The 18,144-nt window shown below is 57.1% G+C and carries 10 protein-coding genes and 7 pseudogenes; 7 read left to right on the top strand and 10 right to left on the bottom strand.

Annotation, left to right across the window (positions count from 1 at the left end; genetic code table 11):
* Positions 1-93: 93 nt before the first annotated feature.
* Positions 94-627, bottom strand: coding sequence for a disulfide bond formation protein DsbB (gene dsbB, locus GM30_RS20695; RefSeq protein ID WP_049850127.1), 534 nt, complete (start codon positions 625-627; stop codon positions 94-96).
* A gap of 136 nt (positions 628-763) precedes the next feature.
* A complete protein-coding gene (gene nhaB / locus GM30_RS20690; RefSeq protein ID WP_049850126.1) occupies positions 764-2,317 on the bottom strand; it encodes a Na(+)/H(+) antiporter NhaB in 1,554 nt (517 codons plus the stop codon).
* Positions 2,318-2,533: 216 nt separating this feature from the next.
* Here nhaB and fadR point away from each other — a divergent pair, with 216 nt between their 5' ends.
* Entirely contained in the window at positions 2,534-3,253 is a 720-nt protein-coding gene (gene fadR, locus GM30_RS20685; protein ID WP_049850125.1) for a fatty acid metabolism transcriptional regulator FadR, read from the top strand.
* A gap of 46 nt (positions 3,254-3,299) precedes the next feature.
* Here the strand turns inward: fadR and GM30_RS20680 are convergent, their stop codons facing one another.
* On the bottom strand, positions 3,300-4,832 hold the full coding sequence (locus GM30_RS20680) for a SpoVR family protein (protein ID WP_049850124.1): 1,533 nt from the start codon (positions 4,830-4,832) through the stop codon (positions 3,300-3,302).
* Between the two features lie 322 nt (positions 4,833-5,154).
* Here GM30_RS20680 and GM30_RS20675 point away from each other — a divergent pair, with 322 nt between their 5' ends.
* The 3 genes and pseudogenes from GM30_RS20675 to GM30_RS28075 form a co-directional block, all read left to right on the top strand.
* Positions 5,155-6,453: a D-amino acid dehydrogenase gene (locus tag GM30_RS20675; protein WP_049850123.1), complete on the top strand. Its 1,299-nt coding sequence runs from the start codon at positions 5,155-5,157 to the stop codon at positions 6,451-6,453.
* A 9-nt stretch (positions 6,454-6,462) separates the two neighbouring features.
* Positions 6,463-7,533: a catabolic alanine racemase DadX gene (gene dadX, locus GM30_RS20670; RefSeq protein WP_049850122.1), complete on the top strand. Its 1,071-nt coding sequence runs from the start codon at positions 6,463-6,465 to the stop codon at positions 7,531-7,533.
* A 61-nt stretch (positions 7,534-7,594) separates the two neighbouring features.
* A pseudogene (locus GM30_RS28075) lies at positions 7,595-7,645 on the top strand (hypothetical protein); the annotation flags it as partial.
* Here the strand turns inward: GM30_RS28075 and GM30_RS28070 are convergent.
* The 3 genes and pseudogenes from GM30_RS28070 to ldcA all read right to left on the bottom strand — a co-directional run.
* Positions 7,646-8,446 (bottom strand): annotated as a pseudogene (locus GM30_RS28070) (potassium/proton antiporter); the annotation flags it as partial.
* On the bottom strand, positions 8,433-9,161 hold the full coding sequence (locus GM30_RS28065) for a cation:proton antiporter domain-containing protein (RefSeq protein WP_420802280.1): 729 nt from the start codon (positions 9,159-9,161) through the stop codon (positions 8,433-8,435). The gene GM30_RS28065 and the pseudogene GM30_RS28070, both read right to left, overlap by 14 nt.
* An 88-nt stretch (positions 9,162-9,249) precedes the next feature.
* A pseudogene (ldcA, locus tag GM30_RS20660) lies at positions 9,250-10,168 on the bottom strand (muramoyltetrapeptide carboxypeptidase).
* A 93-nt stretch (positions 10,169-10,261) separates the two neighbouring features.
* Between ldcA and emtA the strand changes: the two are divergent.
* A complete protein-coding gene (gene emtA / locus GM30_RS20655; RefSeq protein ID WP_049850121.1) occupies positions 10,262-10,873 on the top strand; it encodes a membrane-bound lytic murein transglycosylase EmtA in 612 nt (203 codons plus the stop codon).
* Between the two features lie 8 nt (positions 10,874-10,881).
* Here emtA and ycgR read toward each other — a convergent pair whose 3' ends face one another.
* Positions 10,882-11,613, bottom strand: coding sequence for a flagellar brake protein YcgR (gene ycgR / locus GM30_RS20650; protein WP_049850120.1), 732 nt, complete (start codon positions 11,611-11,613; stop codon positions 10,882-10,884).
* 200 nt (positions 11,614-11,813) lie between these two features.
* Between ycgR and GM30_RS25005 the strand changes: the two are divergent.
* Positions 11,814-12,062: pseudogene (locus tag GM30_RS25005) on the top strand (GlsB/YeaQ/YmgE family stress response membrane protein); the annotation flags it as partial.
* Between the two features lie 37 nt (positions 12,063-12,099).
* Here GM30_RS25005 and GM30_RS20640 read toward each other — a convergent pair.
* Positions 12,100-13,742: pseudogene (locus GM30_RS20640) on the bottom strand (alpha,alpha-trehalase).
* Positions 13,743-13,979: 237 nt separating this feature from the next.
* On the opposite strand from GM30_RS20640, the pseudogene dbpA reads away from it, so the two are divergent.
* Positions 13,980-15,335: pseudogene (gene dbpA, locus GM30_RS20635) on the top strand (ATP-dependent RNA helicase DbpA).
* Positions 15,336-15,387: 52 nt separating this feature from the next.
* Here dbpA and GM30_RS20630 read toward each other — a convergent pair.
* Together GM30_RS20630 and GM30_RS20625 are read right to left on the bottom strand one after the other, a co-directional pair.
* Positions 15,388-16,708: pseudogene (locus GM30_RS20630) on the bottom strand (DASS family sodium-coupled anion symporter).
* 35 nt (positions 16,709-16,743) lie between these two features.
* Positions 16,744-18,096, bottom strand: coding sequence for a class-II fumarase/aspartase family protein (locus GM30_RS20625; RefSeq protein ID WP_049850118.1), 1,353 nt, complete (start codon positions 18,094-18,096; stop codon positions 16,744-16,746).
* Positions 18,097-18,144: the final 48 nt, after the last annotated feature.

The following is an 18,144-nucleotide window of genomic DNA, read 5'->3' as shown; positions in this document are numbered from 1 at the left end:
GGCGCTGCTGCTGGCGGTGGGTTTTCTGGCATTAAGCGGTGGAGTGTGCTGGCGAAAAGCGAAATAAAAAAACGCTCCCGAAGGAGCGTTTTTTTACAGACGACCAAAAAGATCGCGTCTTTTCGGTTTGAATGGTTGACCGATCAGCACCAGCAGCGCCACAAGCAGATAGGCAGCAAAAATAATCAGCAGCCATTGTGGCATTTCCAGTGACAGGAACTGCCACTGACGCTCAGCACAGTCGCCAGAGGCCAGGAACACCTGCGGCAGCCATTTGTCGAGCGGTAGCCAGGTCGGGAAACGGGCCGCGAAGTCACAGGTCAAAAACGGAGAAGGGTGCAGCTGAATCATGGTATGTTCCCAGGCAAGCTGCAGTCCTCTGAAAGCACTGTAGATCCAGATAATCAACGCCACGTAACGCAACGGCGATTTTGGTGCGATGGCTCCCACGATCCCCGCACCCATTACGCCGAACAGGGCGCAACGTTCATAAATACAAAGTACGCAGGGTTTCAGCAGCATGACGTGCTGAAACCAGAGCGCAACCATTTCAAGCGCAAATGCAGTCAACGCCAGCAATAACCATGCACCACGACCTCGCGAGCACTGGTTTAAATATCGCAACATAATTATTTCCCTGGAACGAGCAAAGACACCGCAGTGTAAACGAATTTAAACGCTTAGCCACTAGCAGGGAACACATTATTACGTAAATGATTCTTAAAAGCCCAAAATCGCCTTTCGGGCTTATAAAATGTTGATGCTACGGGGAGACATTCGGCATGGTTATGAGCCCCTGAGCGGATAACCATTCAGTTGCCGGCATCAATGTAAATTCGATGCACAACAAACCGACCAGCGTCAGCACTACCGTGTACGGCAGCGCCATCCAGACCATACGTCCGTAGGAGAGACGAATCAACGGTGCCAGCGCCGAGGTCAGCAGGAACAGGAACGCCGCCTGGCCGTTCGGGGTGGCAACGGAGGGCAGGTTGGTGCCGGTGTTGATTGCCACCGCCAGCAGTTCAAACTGCTTGAGGCTGATAATGCCCTGCTCAAAGGCGGCTTTTGCTTCGTTGATATACACCGTGCCGACAAACACGTTATCGGAGATCGACGACAGCAAACCGTTGAACAGATAAAACAGCGACAGCTGCGCATGCGGTGAGGCCTGCAATACAAAGGTAATGATTGGCGCGAACAGGTGTTGTTCAACAATCACTGCGACCACCGCGAAAAAGACCGTCAGCAGGGCGGCAAACGGCAGCGCTTCGGTAAACGCTTTGCCGATAGCGTGTTCATCCGTCACGCCGGAGAGCGACGCGGCGAGGATGATCACTGTCAGGCCAATCAGCCCGACTTCGGCCAGATGCAGCGCCAGCGCGACCACCAGCCAGACGCCGATAATACCCTGTACGATGAGACGCATCTTATCCTGACGGCTCCGCTGCTGGCGGCTGCGTTCGTCATAATGGTGCAGCACCTTGCGCACCGAGTCCGGCAGCGTTTCGCCGTAGCCAAACCAGCGGAATTTCTCCAGCAACACGCAGGTCAGCAGCCCGCAGGCCAGCACCGGCAGCGTCACCGGTGACATGCGAATGACGAAAGCGCCAAAATCCCAGCCCGCCGCTTTGGCGATGATCAGGTTTTGCGGTTCGCCGACCATGGTCATCACGCCGCCGAGTGCGGTACCGACGCCCGCATGCATCATCAGGCTGCGCAGGAAGCTGCGAAACTGCTCCAGTACCTGGCGGTCGTTTTTGTCAATGCTGCCGTCGTCGCGCAGATCGTTATCGTCCGTCTGGCTGGAGGCGGCACGATGGTAAATGCCATAAAAGCCGACGGCGACGCTGATAATCACGGCGACCACAGTCAGCGCATCAAGGAAGGCCGAAAGAAACGCTGCCGCGAGACAGAAGGCGAGGGAAAGTACCGTTTTGCTGCGAATACTCAGTAGCAGGCGCGTGAAGATTGAGAGCAGCAACTGCTTCATAAAATAGATGCCCGCGACCATGAAGATCAACAGCAGCAGCACTTCGAGGTTATTGCTGATCTCTTCACGCACGTGTTCCGCGCTGGTCATGCCGATGGCCACCGCTTCAATCGCCAGCAGGCCGCCGGGCAACAGCGGGTAGCACTTCAGCGCCATCGCAAGTGTGAATATGAACTCAATCACCAGCATCCAGCCCGCCACGAAGGGGCTGAGGTAGAACACAATCGGGTTGATGATTAAGCAAAGTACCAGGGTGAGTTTGTACCAGTCCGGGGACTGACCAAGAAAGTTGCGCCACAGGGCGCGACCGTAAGAGATTTCCACGACGAATATCCATCCCGTCAAAAAAACAAAAGTATAGTGTAAACGAAACTGAGGCGATGAGCAGAAAAGTGCGAATGCCGGTTCCGGTCTTGCGTAATGAATATAAAAAAATAAAACCGCGATCCCTTTTTAATTAGCCGTGCGTGCTATCTGCCCCTGTTATGCTCTGGTATGATGAGTCCAATTTTTGCAACGCTGTGTAATGGAAATCTTACTATGGTCATTAAGGCGCAAAGCCCGGCGGGTTTCGCGGAAGAGTACATCATCGAAAGCATCTGGAATAACCGCTTTCCACCGGGCTCTATTCTCCCGGCTGAACGTGAACTCTCTGAATTAATCGGCGTCACGCGCACCACCTTACGCGAAGTGTTGCAACGTTTAGCCCGCGACGGCTGGTTAACCATTCAACATGGTAAGCCAACAAAAGTGAATAACTTCTGGGAAACGTCCGGTCTCAATATTCTGGAGACGCTGGCGCGCCTTGATCATGAAAGCGTCCCGCAGCTGATCGACAACCTGCTTTCCGTGCGTACCAACATCTCGACAATTTTTATCCGCACCGCGTTTCGTCAGCACCCGGACAAAGCGCTGGAAGTGCTGGCCAGCGCCCGTGAAATTGAAGATCACGCGGATGCCTTCGCCGAGCTGGATTACAACATTTTCCGTGGCCTGGCATTCGCCTCCGGTAACCCGATCTACGGACTGATTATCAACGGCATGAAAGGGCTCTACACCCGCATCGGCCGTCACTACTTTGCTAACCCGGAAGCGCGCAGCCTGGCGATGGGCTTCTATCACCGTCTGGTGAAAGTGTGTGAAGAGGGGTTATACGAGCAGGTGTACGACATCGTGCGCCGCTACGGCCACGACAGCGGTGAAATCTGGCACCGGATGCAGAAAACCCTGCCCGGCGACCTGGCGATCCACACCCGCTAAGACGCTGCGCATAAAAGAAACCCGGCCTGGTCGCCGGGTTTTTTATTTACACCAGATTCTGCCTTGGCGGACAGCGGTCGAGCAGTTCAATGCTGCCGTCGGCGTTCTGCTGTTCGAGCAGCACATCAAATCCCCACAGCCGGTGCACGTGCTTCAGCACTTCCCGACGCCCTAAATCGAGCGGCGCGCGGTTGTGCGGCACGTAGCGCAGCGTCAGCGAACGGTCGCCGCGCAAATCCACGTTCCACACCTGGATGTTCGGCTCAAGGTTGCTGAGGTTGTACTGGGCAGAGAGCTTGTTGCGGATCTCCCGGTAGCCCTCTTCGTTATGGATAGCGGCAATTTCCAGATAGTTATTGCGATCGTCATCCAGCACGCTGAACAGGCGGAAATCGCGCATCACTTTTGGCGACAGGAACTGGCTGATAAAGCTCTCATCTTTAAAGTCGCGCATCGCGAAGTGCAGCGTCTCCAGCCAGTCGGAACCGGCGATGTCCGGGAACCAGTATTTGTCTTCGTCCGTAGGCGACTGGCAGATGCGCTTGATGTCCTGGAACATGGCGAAGCCCAGCGCATACGGGTTAATGCCGCTGTACCACGGACTGTTGTAGGGTGGCTGGAACACCACGTTGGTGTGACTGTGCAGGAACTCAAGCATAAAGCGCTCGGTCACTTTGCCCTCATCGTACAGATGGTTGAGGATGGTGTAGTGCCAGAAGGTCGCCCAGCCTTCGTTCATCACCTGCGTCTGTTTCTGCGGGTAAAAATACTGGCTCACTTTACGCACGATGCGCAGAATTTCACGCTGCCAGGACTCCAGCAGCGGCGCGTTTTTCTCCATAAAGTAAAGCAGGTTTTCCTGCGGCTCAGAGGGGTAGCGACGCGCAGATTCCACGGTCTTTTCCTCCTCTTTTTTCGGCAACGTACGCCACAGCATATTCACCTGGCTTTGCAGATACTCTTCCCGGCTTTTCTGCCGCGCTTTCTCCTCCTGAAGGGAGATTTTCTGCGGGCGTTTGTAGCGATCAACGCCGTAGTTCATCAGCGCGTGGCAGGAGTCGAGCAGTTTTTCGACTTCATCGACCCCATAACGTTCTTCGCACTCGGTGATGTATTTGCGGGCGAAGATCAGGTAGTCGACGATGGAGCTGGCATCGGTCCAGCTGCGGAACAGGTAGTTGTTTTTGAAGAACGAGTTGTGCCCGTAACAGGCGTGCGCCATCACCAGCGCCTGCATGGTGATGGTATTTTCTTCCATCAGATAGGCGATACAGGGATTGGAGTTAATCACAATCTCATAGGCCAGCCCCTGTTGACCGTGCTTATAGGCTCGTTCCGTTTCGATGAACTTTTTGCCGAACGACCAGTGCGGGTAGTTGATCGGCATCCCGACGCTTGAGTAGGCGTCCATCATCTGTTCAGACGTAATGACTTCGATTTGGTGCGGATAAGTGTCCAGCCGGTAGTGTTTCGCCACCCGGTCGATCTCTGCCAGGTAAACATCCAGCAGATCGAAGGTCCAGTCGGGTCCATCGCTCAGACGTGTGCTGTCCTTATTTATGGAGTCAATCGTAGCCATTAGCGCGCCCTCGTTGTTGGCGGCCCTCTCTGTCTGGAGAGCCTCTTTTCAAGCATAGAACACCGCGTCATAAACCACAGGGCAAGGGAAATTTTTTCTTTGCGATTTTTCCATGGCAATGGCGAGAAAAGTGCGCCTGAACAGAATTTTTCACTGGTTAATTTTGGCGCGCAGCAGGAGATGCCAAATCTGATATTTCCCGGCTGGCGGGGCGTAGTGTGAAGTAAGTCACCATAAAAAAAGCATATGTTGAATAATATTTTCAACTGCGTTATCAATTTGTAATTAGAAGATTGTTCTTTTGCACACAGATGGAGTGGCTATGCGTGTTGTCATACTGGGAAGTGGCGTTGTCGGCGTGACCAGCGCCTGGTATTTACGTCAGGCAGGACATGATGTCACGGTCATCGACCGTGAAGCCGGGCCGGCGCTGGAAACCAGCGCCGCCAATGCCGGGCAGATCTCGCCGGGTTATGCTGCGCCCTGGGCGGCGCCGGGCGTGCCGCTGAAAGCGATCAAATGGATGTTCCAGCGCCATGCGCCGCTGGCGATTAGCCTCGACGGCACGCAGTTCCAGCTCAAATGGATGTGGCAGATGCTGCGCAACTGCGACACGCGCCACTACATGGAAAACAAAGGCCGGATGGTGCGCCTGGCAGAGTACAGCCGCGACTGCCTGAAAGCGCTGCGCGAATCCACCGGTATTGAATACGAAGGTCGCCAGGGCGGCACGCTGCAGCTCTTCCGTACCGAACAGCAGTTTGAAAACGCCACCCGCGATATCGCCGTGCTGGAAGACGCCGGAGTGCCGTATCAGCTGCTGGAGTCGAATCGTCTGGCGGAAGCGGAGCCTGCGCTGGCGGAAGTGGCGCACAAGCTGACCGGCGGTCTGCGGCTGCCGAATGATGAAACCGGTGACTGCCAGCTGTTCACCCAGCGTCTGGCGAAAATGGCGGAGCAGGCAGGGGTTAAATTCCGCTTTAACACCCCGATTGACCGCCTGCTGTTCGACGGCGATCAGATCCACGGCGTGCAGTGCGGCGACGAGCTGTTTAAAGCCGATGCGTTTGTGCTGGCGCTGGGCTCTTACTCCACCTCCATGCTGAAAGGCGTGGTGGATATTCCGGTCTATCCGCTGAAAGGCTACTCGCTGACCATTCCGGTAAAAGACGACGACGGTGCGCCGGTCTCTACTATCCTTGATGAAACTTACAAAATCGCCATCACCCGTTTTGACCAGCGCATTCGCGTCGGCGGGATGGCGGAAATTGTCGGGTTTAATACCGATCTGCTGAAACAGCGTCGCGAAACGCTGGAAATGGTGGTGCGTGACCTGTTCCCGCGCGGCGGCGTGGTGGAAGAGGCGACCTTCTGGACCGGGCTGCGCCCGATGACCCCGGACGGTACGCCAGTGGTGGGCCGTACGCCGTATAAAAATCTGTGGCTGAATACGGGGCACGGCACGCTCGGCTGGACGATGGCCTGCGGCTCCGGTCAGCTCATCAGCGATTTGATCTCCGGTCGCACGCCGGCGATTCCGTTTGATGACCTGAGCGTAGCCCGTTATCAGGCTGGTTTTACCCCGTCACGCGCGCAGCATTTGCATGGTGCCCATCAATAAGGAGTCGTCATGTCTCGTCCTGTACAGGCCAGCATTGATTTGCAGGCACTGCGTCAGAACCTGAACATTATCCGCCGTGCCGCACCCCAGTCGCGGGTGTGGTCGGTCGTTAAAGCCAATGCCTATGGTCACGGCCTGGAACGTAGCTGGAGTGCATTAAACAGCACTGACGGCTTCGCCTTGCTCAATCTTGAAGAGGCGATCATGCTGCGCGAGCGCGGCTGGAAAGGGCCAATCCTGCTGCTGGAAGGGTTCTTCCATGCCGATGAACTGGCGCTTTTCGATAAATACCGGCTGACCACCAGTATCCACAGCAACTGGCAGATCAAAGCCATTCAGAATGCCCGTCTCAACGCGCCGCTGGACGTTTACGTCAAAGTGAACAGCGGCATGAACCGGCTGGGCTTTGCGCCGGATCGCATTCACACCGTCTGGCAGCAGCTGCGCGCGCTGCCGGGCGTTGGTGAAATGACGCTGATGTCGCACTTCGCGGTCGCCGAACGTCCTGACGGTATTGTAGATGCGATGAAGCGCGTGGCGCAGGCGACGGAAGGGCTGGAATGCGCCCGCTCGCTGTCAAACTCCGCCGCCACGATGTGGCACCCGGAAGCGCATTATGACTGGGTGCGCCCGGGCATTGTGCTGTACGGCGCATCGCCATCGGGCCAGTGGCAGGACATCGCCAACAGCGGTCTGAAGCCAGTAATGACGCTCAGTAGCGAAATTATTGCGGTGCAGAATCTGAAGCCGGGCGAGGGCGTGGGCTACGGCCAGCGCTACCGTTCGACGCAGGAACAGCGCATTGGCATCGTGGCCTGCGGTTACGCTGATGGCTATCCGCGTCATGCGCCGGACGGCACGCCGGTGCTGGTGGATGGTGTTCGTACCGGCATCGTCGGAACGGTATCGATGGATATGCTGGCGGTCGATTTAACGCCATGCCCGCAGGCGGGGATCGGCACCTCGGTCGAGCTGTGGGGTAAAGAGATTAAGATTGATGATGTGGCATCGGCGTGTGGCACAGTCGGGTATGAACTGATGTGCGCCCTGGCGCCCAGAGTGCCCGTTGTGACGGTGTAACTTTCATTGAAAGCCCGGCGGCGCAAGGCGTGCCGGGCATGTTGTTCTACTCTGTTTCTTCATTTGCCACGCGGACGCCTACTTTCCGCACTGCGTTGTCTTCTTTCTCAGCGACTGTCCAGATCATTCCGGCAAACTCCACCTGGTCACCAACCACCGGCGCAGCGCCGAGCAAATGCTGGATAAGATCGCCCAGCGACTGCTGGTTGTCGCGAAACTCTTCCCCGCCGTCCAGGCCGTAAATCAGCGCCACATCGGCAAACTTTGCTGTGGCTTCGAGGATGAAATCGCCGAAGAAACGCTGGTCCAGCGCCACCGGCGGTGCCTGGCTGAACAACTTACCGAGCGCCGGTAAATCATGCTCGCGGCCAATGACGCACAGAATATCGTTTTCCCGCAGCCGCGTACTGCCGGTCGGGTGCAGCAGCATGTTGTCGCGAAACAGCGCCGCAATGCGGGTTTCCGGCGGCATATGCAGATCGCGAAGCGCTGCGCCAACGCACCATTTGTCGGCACTCAACTGATACACAAACTGCTCCCACGGATTGTTCGGGTGAATATCCAGCCCGACGCGGGAGATCGGCCAGCCTACTGGCGGCACCACCACTTTGGCTTTCTTCGCCGCCCAGGAGAGCGACGTGCCCTGGAACAGCAGCGAAATCAGCACCACGAAGAAGGCGACATTGAAGAACAGGCGCGCGTTATCCAGCCCGGCCATCATCGGGAATACCGCCAGGATGATGGGCACCGCGCCGCGCAGACCCACCCAACTGATGAAGACACGTTCGCGCAGGTTAAAACCGCGGAACGGCAGCAGCCCGGCAAACACCGACAGCGGACGGGCAAAGAAAATCATCCATGCGGAAAGGATCAGCGCCGGAATGGCAATCGGCAGCAGATCAGACGGGTTCACCAGCAGGCCGAGCACCAGNAGGCCCGCCGCTCAGTGCCAGCAGCGGGTAAAGCCCGGCGGGCAGGGCGATGCGGTTGATCATCTGCAACAGCAGATACCCTCCGGCAAGACCAATCAGAATGCCCAGCCCGAACTGCTGCAGCAGATGGCCGAGGAACAGCCAGCTCAGCCCGGTCTCATGCTGCTGGATCATCTCAATCAATGTGATGGTGAGGAACACCGCCATCGGGTCGTTGCTGCCGGATTCAATCTCCAGCGTCGAACCCACACGTTCGTTAAGCCCCTTGCCGCCGAGCAGGGAAAACACGGCCGCGGCATCGGTGGAACCCACGATAGCGCCAATCAGCAGTCCTTCAATCAGGTCAAGATGGAACAGCCAGGCCGCCATCATGCCGGTCAGCCCGGAGGTGATCAGCACGCCTACGGTTGCCAGCGACAGCGCCGGGCCAAGGGCGACGCGAAACGAGCTCGCCTGGGTACGCATCCCGCCATCGAGCAGGATCACCGCCAGCGCCAGGTTGCTGACCATGTAGGAGAAGGGGTAATTATCAAAAGGGATACCGCCGATACCATCGACGCCGGCCAGCATACCAATCGCCAGGAAGATGACCAGAATCGGGATACCGAGACGTGAAGAAAATGAACTTAATAAAATACTGCAGGTTACTAAAACAGAACCCAGAATAAACAGACTAATAACCGCCCCGGCGTCCAATGTTCACGATCTCCTCTACTGCAAAGTGTGCGTAACAAAAACTTATCATATTTAGCGCATGAACAATGGTCTGATAAGAGCTATGAATTCATTTTTCTTCTGTCAGCACCGGATGACCCGAGAGGGTCAGCGTGGTGGCAGCAGCCGTATTGACCAGTTTTCCCTGTGCCCCGAGCGGTAACGTCACCGTGCGTGCTTCATGACCAAAATCCAGCCCGGTAATGACCGGAATATCCAGCCGCGAACGAATATAACGGTACAGGGTCTCCAGACTGTAACCTGCATCGTAGTCGTTCGGTTCTGCACCACTGAAGCTGCCGAGGATCAGCGCACGCTGGCGGGAGAGAATCCCCGCGTGCAGCAGCTGCAGCAGCATACGTTCAACGCGGAACGGATGCTCGTTGATATCTTCCAGCACCAGAATACCGTCGCGAATATCCGGCATCCACGGTGTGCCAGGTAACGTTGTCAACATCGCCAGATTGCCGCCCCACACGGTGCCTTCCACCCGGCATTCGGGACCATCACCGGCCCATTCGAGGGTAAATGACGGGTTTTTCAGCGCCTGCCAGAAATGGTGTTCAGTAAAGTCGTTGACGGTTTCCGCGCCAAAATTGCCCGCCAGCATCGGGCCGCTGAAGGTGATGACGTTGCCGAGCGCCAGCAATCCCATCTGAATCACCGTGAAATCACTGTGGCCGCAAATGAGCAAGGGATCCTGCTNNACGCGCGATAAGCGCGGGCCAGTCGATCGCTTCCAGCAGGCGGCTCGCGCCGTAGCCACCGCGCACGGGCAGCACAATGCGGTCTTTGCCCGGCAGCGTGGCGAGGGCGTTGATATCGTTCAGACGCTCGGCGTCGGTACCGGCAAAACGCTGGTCGCGGCGAGGAATTACCTGCTGATGCGTCACCTGGTGTCCGGCCTGCTCAAGACGCGTGACGCCACGCGCGGCAGCCGTCTGGTTAATGCAGTAACCGGAAGGGGCGATCAGATGAAACAGACTCATGCTAATTCCTTGCATACAATGAAAAAGGTATCATGCCGCCTGAACCGGTCGTTGTCACCTTCAGCGGCACTCTTCAGCTAAAAGGATAGATGCGTGAAATTGAGATGGGTCGTTTTTTTATTTGTCTTGCTTGCCGGATGTAGCTCAAAGCAGGATTACCGCAATCCTCCCTGGAACGCTGAAGTTCCGGTAAAACGGGCGATGCAGTGGATGCCGATCAGCGAAAAAGCCGGTGCGGCCTGGGGCGTCAGCCCGCGTCTGGTGACGGCGATTATTGCCGTGGAATCGGGCGGCAACCCGGAACTGGTGAGTAAATCCAACGCTGTGGGTCTGATGCAACTGAAAGCCTCCACCGCCGGGCGCGAAGTCTACCGCTATATGGGCTGGAAAGGGCAACCATCGACCAGCGAACTGAAAAACCCGGAACGCAATATTTCGATGGGGACAGCGTACCTGAGCATTCTGGAGCATGGCGTGCTGGCGGGCATTAAAGATCCGCAGGTGATGCAGTATGCGCTGGTGGTCTCGTACGTTAACGGCGCGGGCGCGCTGCTGCGGACCTTCTCATCCGATCGTAAAGCGGCGATTGAAGAGATAAACGACCTCGACGCGGATGAGTTCTTTGAACATGTGGTCAAAAATCACCCCGCGCCGCAGGCGCCTCGCTATATCTGGAAAGTCCAGCAGGCGATGGATGCGATGTAATTAGAAACTTAAAGCACTTTACTGGCGCGTTCGCGCGCCTCGCGCTCCAGGGCGAAGATAATGCGCTGGAGCGTGCGCTCCGCCGCCGGGTTAACGTTCAGAAAGCGGAAGCTCAGGCGCGGGGTGCTGATAGTCTCATTTTTGCTGTCGACCACCTTGCGCTCGGTGATGGCAATCAGCTGCGCATCAAAATGAAATTTCCCCCAGTCGCCCATATCCAGTTCCAGCTGTGGGATCTGCATGCCCACCTGCAGCGCGGCAGACAGTTTGCCTTCCAGCAACGCCCCCATGCCGCCGAGCGACAGATCGCAGAGGCGAAAGCGGAATTCGCTGTTGTCCGGCAGCCGTGCTGTGCAGAGATACACCGGGTGAAGCGGGGCGGAGATGCGGAAAAACTCACGGCGCTGCACAAACCACAGCGACGGCGGTACCGGCGCGGTGAACGCCGGGAGCGACAGGTAATCAATGGCCTCAAGCTTCGGCAGGGTGAATTCGACTTTCGCTCCTTTGGTTTCCGCATCTATCAGAAAATTTTCCGCCCGCTGTGCCGACAGGTTTTCCTGATCCTGGCTGCCGAAATCGATAATCAGTGCTTCCGGCGTCACCGCCAGAATGCGGCTGATGAACTGACCGGACGCCCAGGCGACGCGCAGCGGAACCTGATCTTTATGCAAATCGCGAAGAACGTTTAATACTGCCAGCGGACTTTGTTTCAGGAATTGCTCGTTGTAATGGCTCACACCAAATCGCTCCAGAAGACAGATTGTCGCATCGTTATCGGCACTGCCGAACGGAACTTAAGACAAACGGGTGAAAAAAGTGAAATTTGATAAAAAAATGCGACGCTGGCGAGATATTCCAGTGCAATTACCTATACTTGAACCATTGAGGCAGGTGATTTCTGCCTGCAGTTGGCCCGTTTTTTCTGGAGGTGGTTATCATGGGCATTATTACCTGGATCGTGTTCGGACTTATCGCCGGAGTCATCGCCAAGTTGATCATGCCGGGGCGTGATGGTGGGGGTTTTATCCTCACCTGCATACTCGGGATTGTCGGTGCGGTGGTCGGTGGCTGGCTGGCGACCATGTTCGGTATCGGGGGCAGCATCACAGGCTTTAATCTGCAAAGCTTCCTCGTGGCCGTGGTGGGCTCCATCGTCGTGCTGCTGGTGTTCCGGCTGCTACGACGGGATTNGTGCCTGCCCGTTTTTTTAGGGTACGAAAAGGTTATTGTGCCGCCGTCGCAGGCTGCTTATCAGCTGCAGCCGCTGGGCGCGTTTGTGGAACGCTGTCGCACGGGTTTTCTTTCGGGCATACCAGATCCAGCATTTTCAGCGTCACGCCGTTGGTCCAGCCGAAACCGTCCTGCAGCGGATATTCGCCACCGCCGCCGCCAGTACCGGTGGAGGTGATGTCGTATTTCTCAACCAGCTTCTGTTCGCGATCGTAGGTGTGCTGCACGTTGGTCAGGAAGCGCCAGGTGACGTCCATGGCGATTTTATCCTGGCCGTAGTTTTGCAACCCGGCAGTGGCGACCCACTGCAGCGGCGCCCAGCCGTTTGGTGCATCCCATTGCTGANGGCGTTCGCCACTTTGGCGGCACGTTCGCGAGACGCGGCGTTGACGAACAACGGGTACAGCGCCGCGGCGGTCAGCTGATTACGCACCTTATGACTTTTCAGATCGTAATCGGCATACCAGCCCTCTTTTTCATTCCACAGGTGTTTTTCCATCGCGCTCTGGCGGGCGCTGGCGAGGGCTTCATAACGCGCGGCTTTGTCATTATCCCCGGCGGCCTTGCTGGCGGTGGCGATCATTTTTTCCATTTTGAACATCAGCGCGTTCAGATCCACCGGCACGATGCTGGTGGTGCGAAGGGTGCCAAGCTGCTGCGGGTTATCCATCCAACGGGAGCTGAAGTCCCAGCCTGAGGCGGCGGCCGAGCGCAGGTCACGGTAGATGTCGGTGGCCGGGCGGTTAGGGTTACTCTTCGCCGTATTCACGTCATCCAGCCACGACTCCGGGCGCGGCGTATCGCGGTCATCCCAGTAGCGGTTGAGCAGGGAGCCATCCTGCAATTTCACCACCCGCTTGCTGGCCTGGCCGGCCTGCAGGGCATCGGCGCCCTCCATCCAGTAGGCATGCTCTTTTTCCATTTGCGGCAGGTATTTTTTCAGCGCATCGTCACCGTCGTGGGTGGCAAGCAGTTCGACCATCAGAGAGAAGAAGGGCGGCTGCGAGCGGCTCAGGTAGTAGCTGCGGTTGCCGTTCGGAATGTGTCCCCACGAATCCAGCTCGTAGGCGAAGTTATCGACCATGTCTTCGACTTTGTCCCAGTGGTCGCTTTCCGCCAGACCGAGCATGGTGAAATAGCTGTCCCAGTAATAGACCTCACGAAAACGGCCACCGGGCACCACGTACGATTTCGGCAGCGGCAGCAGAGAATCCCACTTCTCGGCGCTGTCGGTGGTGCGCGTCAGTACCGGCCACAACCCGTCAATGTGCTGGCGCAGGGTTTGATCCTTCGGCGGCACATATTTTTCTTTATCCTGCGGCAGGGTGAAATTCACCTCAACAAAATGGCGCAGGTCAAAGCTGGTCTGGTTTTTCTGCATCCGGTAATCCGCAAGGATCATCAGCGGATCGCTTTTCGGCACCGCATCGGCAAAGGTTTTCTGATCGGGAAAAAGTTTGGCGCTCTGAATATCGTTAAACAACGGTCCCAGCAGAATATCCGGCGGTTGTATTGGCGCCGCAGGGGCGTCTTCCGCGAGGGCTGAAAATGTTGTCATGCTTAAAAGCGCACCACCGAGCGCCATCCGCAGCGCGAATGCGATAGCCTCCGGGCGGCGCAGTGCAGATATCGTCATCGTGAGTCTCCTGTCGTAAGCTGAATAGTCTGACCGCTGGGATCAACCTTCTGAAAACCTTAGACGAATTTCCGCTGTCGCGTAGGGCTTAATTAACGTTTTGCGGACTTCCAGACACTTTACCGTGGCGAAGAGACAAAACCGCTGCGGATACGGGTTAAGGGGATGCTATCATTGGCGCCAGCCCGCCGGGACAACACGCCGGGGGACTCCTTTTCCCACTTTGAGACTATTGCCGTGACCTCTTTTGCTGACTTAAACGCCCTTCCTGCGGAACAACTCGCCAACCTTAACGAACTGGGATACCAGACCATGACCCCGGTGCAGGCGGCGGCGCTTCCGGCCATTCTGGCAGGGAAAGACGTTCGGGCGCAGGCGAAAACTGGCAGCGGNAAAACCCGCCGCGTTCGGGCTTGGGCTGTTGCAGCACATTGATGCCAGCCAGTTTCTCACCCAGTCGCTGGTGCTGTGCCCGACCCGCGAGCTGGCCGATCAGGTAGCGAAAGAGCTGCGTCGCCTGGCGCGCTACATGCCGAATATTAAAGTGCTGACGTTGTGTGGCGGCCTGCCGTTCAGCGTGCAGCGCGATTCCCTGACCCATGCGCCGCACATCATTGTGGCAACACCAGGTCGGCTGCTGGATCACCTGAAAAAAGAGACCGTCAGCCTTGAAGCCTTACAGACGCTGGTGCTGGACGAAGCCGATCGGATGCTCGATATGGGCTTTGCCGACGCCATTGATGAAGTGATTGCCTGTGCCCCGGCAACGCGTCAGACGCTGCTCTTTTCCGCCACCTGGCCTGCCGCGATTGCCGCCATCAGCGGGCGCATTCAGCGCGAGCCGTTGACCGTCGAAATTGACGCCGTTGATGAGTTACCCGCGGTCGAGCAGTTGTTCTTTGAAGTGTCGCGCGGCGGCAAACTCAGCCTGCTGCAGAAATTACTGAGCCAGTATCAACCCGCCTCGTGTGTGGTGTTTTGTAATACTAAAAAAGACTGTCAGGCCGTGTTTGATGCGCTAACCGACAGCCAGCAGAGCGTGCTGGCGCTGCATGGCGATATGGAACAACGTGATCGCGACCAGACGCTGGTGCGTTTTGCCAACGGCAGCTGTCGTGTGCTGGTGGCGACTGACGTCGCCGCGCGCGGTCTGGATATCAAAGCCCTCGAAATGGTCATCAACTATGAACTGTCGTGGGATCCGGAAGTGCATGTCCACCGCATCGGTCGTACCGCGCGGGCAGGGGAAAGCGGCATGGCGATCAGCTTCTGCGCGCCCGAAGAGGCGCAGCGTGCCAACGTGCTGGAAGAGATGCTGAACATCAGCATCCGCTGGCAGCCAGTGCCGACAGGCATCAGCATCGCGCCGCTCGAAGCCGCGATGGATACGCTGTGCATTGATGGTGGCAAAAAAGCCAAAATGCGCCCGGGCGATATTCTCGGTGCCTTAACCGGCGATATGGNGGCAAAATCGATATCCACCCGATTCATGCGTTTGTGGCGGTGAAACATGCGGTGGCGCGTCACGCCTGGAAACAGCTGCAGCAGGGCAAAATCAAAGGCAAATCGGTGAAGGTGCGTTTGCTGAAATAACGTCGTGGGCACAACCTCACAAAAGAGGCTGTGCCCGTAATACCCTGCCTGCTTAGTAATAGCCCAGCAATTTCCACCACATCATGCCGATGATAAAGGTCAGCGCGACGTTAAAGGTGACCACCACAAGGTTGATTTTATAGAACGTTGCCCGGTCAAAATAACCCTGACCAAAGTAGATCNGTCGCCACGAACGGGGCATACAGCGCCGCGACGTGCCCGGAGGCGGTAGCGAACAGATAGTGGACGTAAATATACAGCAGACCGAGGACGACAAACGCCGTCATCGGGCCAAAACCCTGAATGGCGCCATCGAGTTGCTGCGTCATCCAGGTGATAAAGCCCAGTCCTTCCAGCCCGCTGGCGAGGCTGATGATCACGCTGAACCAGATGACCGTATCCCAGGCCGCGTGATCGCCAAGCAACGCTTTCCACTCCACGGCGCGGGTGGCGAACAGATAGGCCGCCAGCCCGAGACCGACGGCCGTCGCCGACAGGCCGGTGATCAGACTGGTCCCCCAGCCAATCAGGGCGAGAATAAAGCCGATCGCCACTTTTTTCTCTGCGCTGCTCATCGCCCCCAGCGCCTGCAACGAACGCTTGCCCATCTCTTTTGCTTCCGGCGTCTTTTTCAGCTCCGGATTCAGCATTTTATAAATGAGCAGCGGTGTTAACAGGAAACAGACCATCGCCGGCACAACCGCCGCAACAAACCAGCCGCCCCAGGAGATTTCAATTCCCAGCGTTGATTTTGCCAGGCTGCCGACCAGCGGGTTTGCCGCCATCCCGGTGAGGAAGATGGCACCGGTAATCGGTGTGAACTGGAAACAGACCATGGTTAAAAAGTTGCCGATGCGTTTGCCCGTTTCACCGGGTGCGGAACCGAGCACATCGTTAATCGAGCGGGCGATGGGGAAGATAATACCGCCCGAACGCGCCGTCACCGATGGCATGGCCGGAGCCATGATCAGATCCGACACGCCCAGCGAATAGGCTATCCCCAGACTGCTTCCGCCAAACAGCGACAGCATTTTATAGGCGATGCGCTTGCCCAGCCCCGACGTGACAAACCCCAGCGACAGGACATAAGCACAGAAAATCAGCCACACCGTACCGCTGGCGAACCCCGACAACGCTTTCGCCTCCGGCAGGGTTTTGCTGAAAATTACCACGCAAATCGAGATAAGCATCACCGCCCCGGACGGCAGCGGCTGCGTCAGAATCGCCGCAATGGTGGCGGCAAAAATAGCAAACATATGCCATGCCTGCGGCGTTAACCCTTGCGGCACTGGCCAGAACCAGATAATGGCGCCGAGCGCCAGTGGCACGCCGAAGGCAATGAGTGTTTTTCCCCTGGATGAAACAGATGACATGATCATCTCCTCATGCTAATGGTCGTTGACCTGGATTATTTGCGTCCGGCTGATTTCGCCAGCACCTGATCCACCATCTGCGGCGCCATGCCCAGATAATTCGCCGGGTCTGTCAGGCGTTCAATCAGCTGCGGATCCAGACGGCTCGACACGCCAGGCATGGCGTTAAGCACATCCGCCAGGCGACCGCCTTTTTCGTTAACCTCGCGACAGGCGTCGTACACCACGTCATGCGCATCCTGACGACCAATGTAAGGGGCCAGCCCCATCATGACGGCTTCGGCCACGATCAGTCCTTTGGTCATATCAAGATTTCTGGCCATCGCGTTCTCATCAACAATTAAGCCATCAAGCATGAATTTCGCCTGATGCAGCGCCCCGGCGGCCAGCACAAAGCTTTCCGGAATAGCGATCCATTCGGCATGCCACGGCCCGGTCGCGCGTTCGAGATCCTGCACCATCGCGTCGAGCATCAGCCCGGCGTGCTGGCGAACCCCTTTGGCACAGGCCAGCATCAGTTCGCTGGAAATCGGGTTACGTTTCTGCGGCATGGTGCTGCTGGCGCCGCGTCCTTTCACAAACGGCTCGTACAGTTCGCCAAATTCGTTCGCCGCGAGCAGCATCACGTCATAGGCAATTTTGCCGAGCGACCCGGTGATCACCCCGAGCAGGTTCACCGCTTCGGCAAAGCCGTCGCGGGCCACGTGCCAGGTGGAGGCAGGAACGCCAAGGCCAAGCTCTTCCATCATCGCTTTCTGCACCGCGAGGCCTTTATCGCCCAGCGACGCCAGCGTACCCGCCGCACCGGCGAATTCACCGACCAGCACGCGAGGGCGTGCCTGCTCCAGACGTTCGGCGTGACGGTCAAACATATCCAGCCAGATAGCGGCTTTATAGCCAAAGGTGATCGGCAGCGCCTGTTGCAGGTGAGTACGGCCTGCCATCGGCGTGTCACGGTAGCGTTTTGCAAGACCGGCAAGAATGGTGCGCAGTTCGCGGATGTCGGCCTCGATGAGATCAAACGCGTCGCGGATTTGCAGGACCACGGCGGTGTCCATGATGTCCTGTGTGGTGGCACCCCAGTGGACGTAACCGCCTGATTCGCCCGCCTGTTTTGAGATCTGATGCACCAGCGGAAGAATGGGGTAGCCGACGATTTCGGTCTCGTGACGCAGCAGGTCAAAATCCAGCGTATCGGCATTACATTTTGCGGCGATCTCGCGGGCGGCGTCCTGCGGGATCACCCCGCAGCGCGCTTCGGCCTTCGCCAGTGCGACTTCGACCTCAACGTATTTGCGGATGAGTTCATGATCATCAAAGATGGCGCGCATTGCCGGCGTACCAAAAGAATCCCTGAACAGGACGGAATCTAAAACAGTGGAAGCCATAAAACCCCCTTTTATGTGGGATAGTGATAGACTGCCGGTCAGCCGATA

Source organism: Trabulsiella odontotermitis (assembly GCF_001188485.1).
Taxonomy (GTDB): domain Bacteria; phylum Pseudomonadota; class Gammaproteobacteria; order Enterobacterales; family Enterobacteriaceae; genus Trabulsiella; species Trabulsiella odontotermitis_A.
This window is presented reverse-complemented; position numbering and strand designations above follow the sequence as displayed.

Bases quoted from the DNA above. Each gene is read 5' to 3' on its own strand.
- dsbB (WP_049850127.1), bottom strand. From the start codon at position 627: ATGTTGCGATATTTAAACCAGTGCTCGCGAGGTCGTGGTGCATGGTTA.
- fadR (WP_049850125.1), top strand. From the start codon at position 2,534: ATGGTCATTAAGGCGCAAAGCCCGGCGGGTTTCGCGGAAGAGTACATC.
- GM30_RS20680 (WP_049850124.1), bottom strand. From the start codon at position 4,832: ATGGCTACGATTGACTCCATAAATAAGGACAGCACACGTCTGAGCGAT.
- GM30_RS20675 (WP_049850123.1), top strand. From the start codon at position 5,155: ATGCGTGTTGTCATACTGGGAAGTGGCGTTGTCGGCGTGACCAGCGCC.
- dadX (WP_049850122.1), top strand. From the start codon at position 6,463: ATGTCTCGTCCTGTACAGGCCAGCATTGATTTGCAGGCACTGCGTCAG.
- GM30_RS20625 (WP_049850118.1), bottom strand. From the start codon at position 18,096: ATGGCTTCCACTGTTTTAGATTCCGTCCTGTTCAGGGATTCTTTTGGT.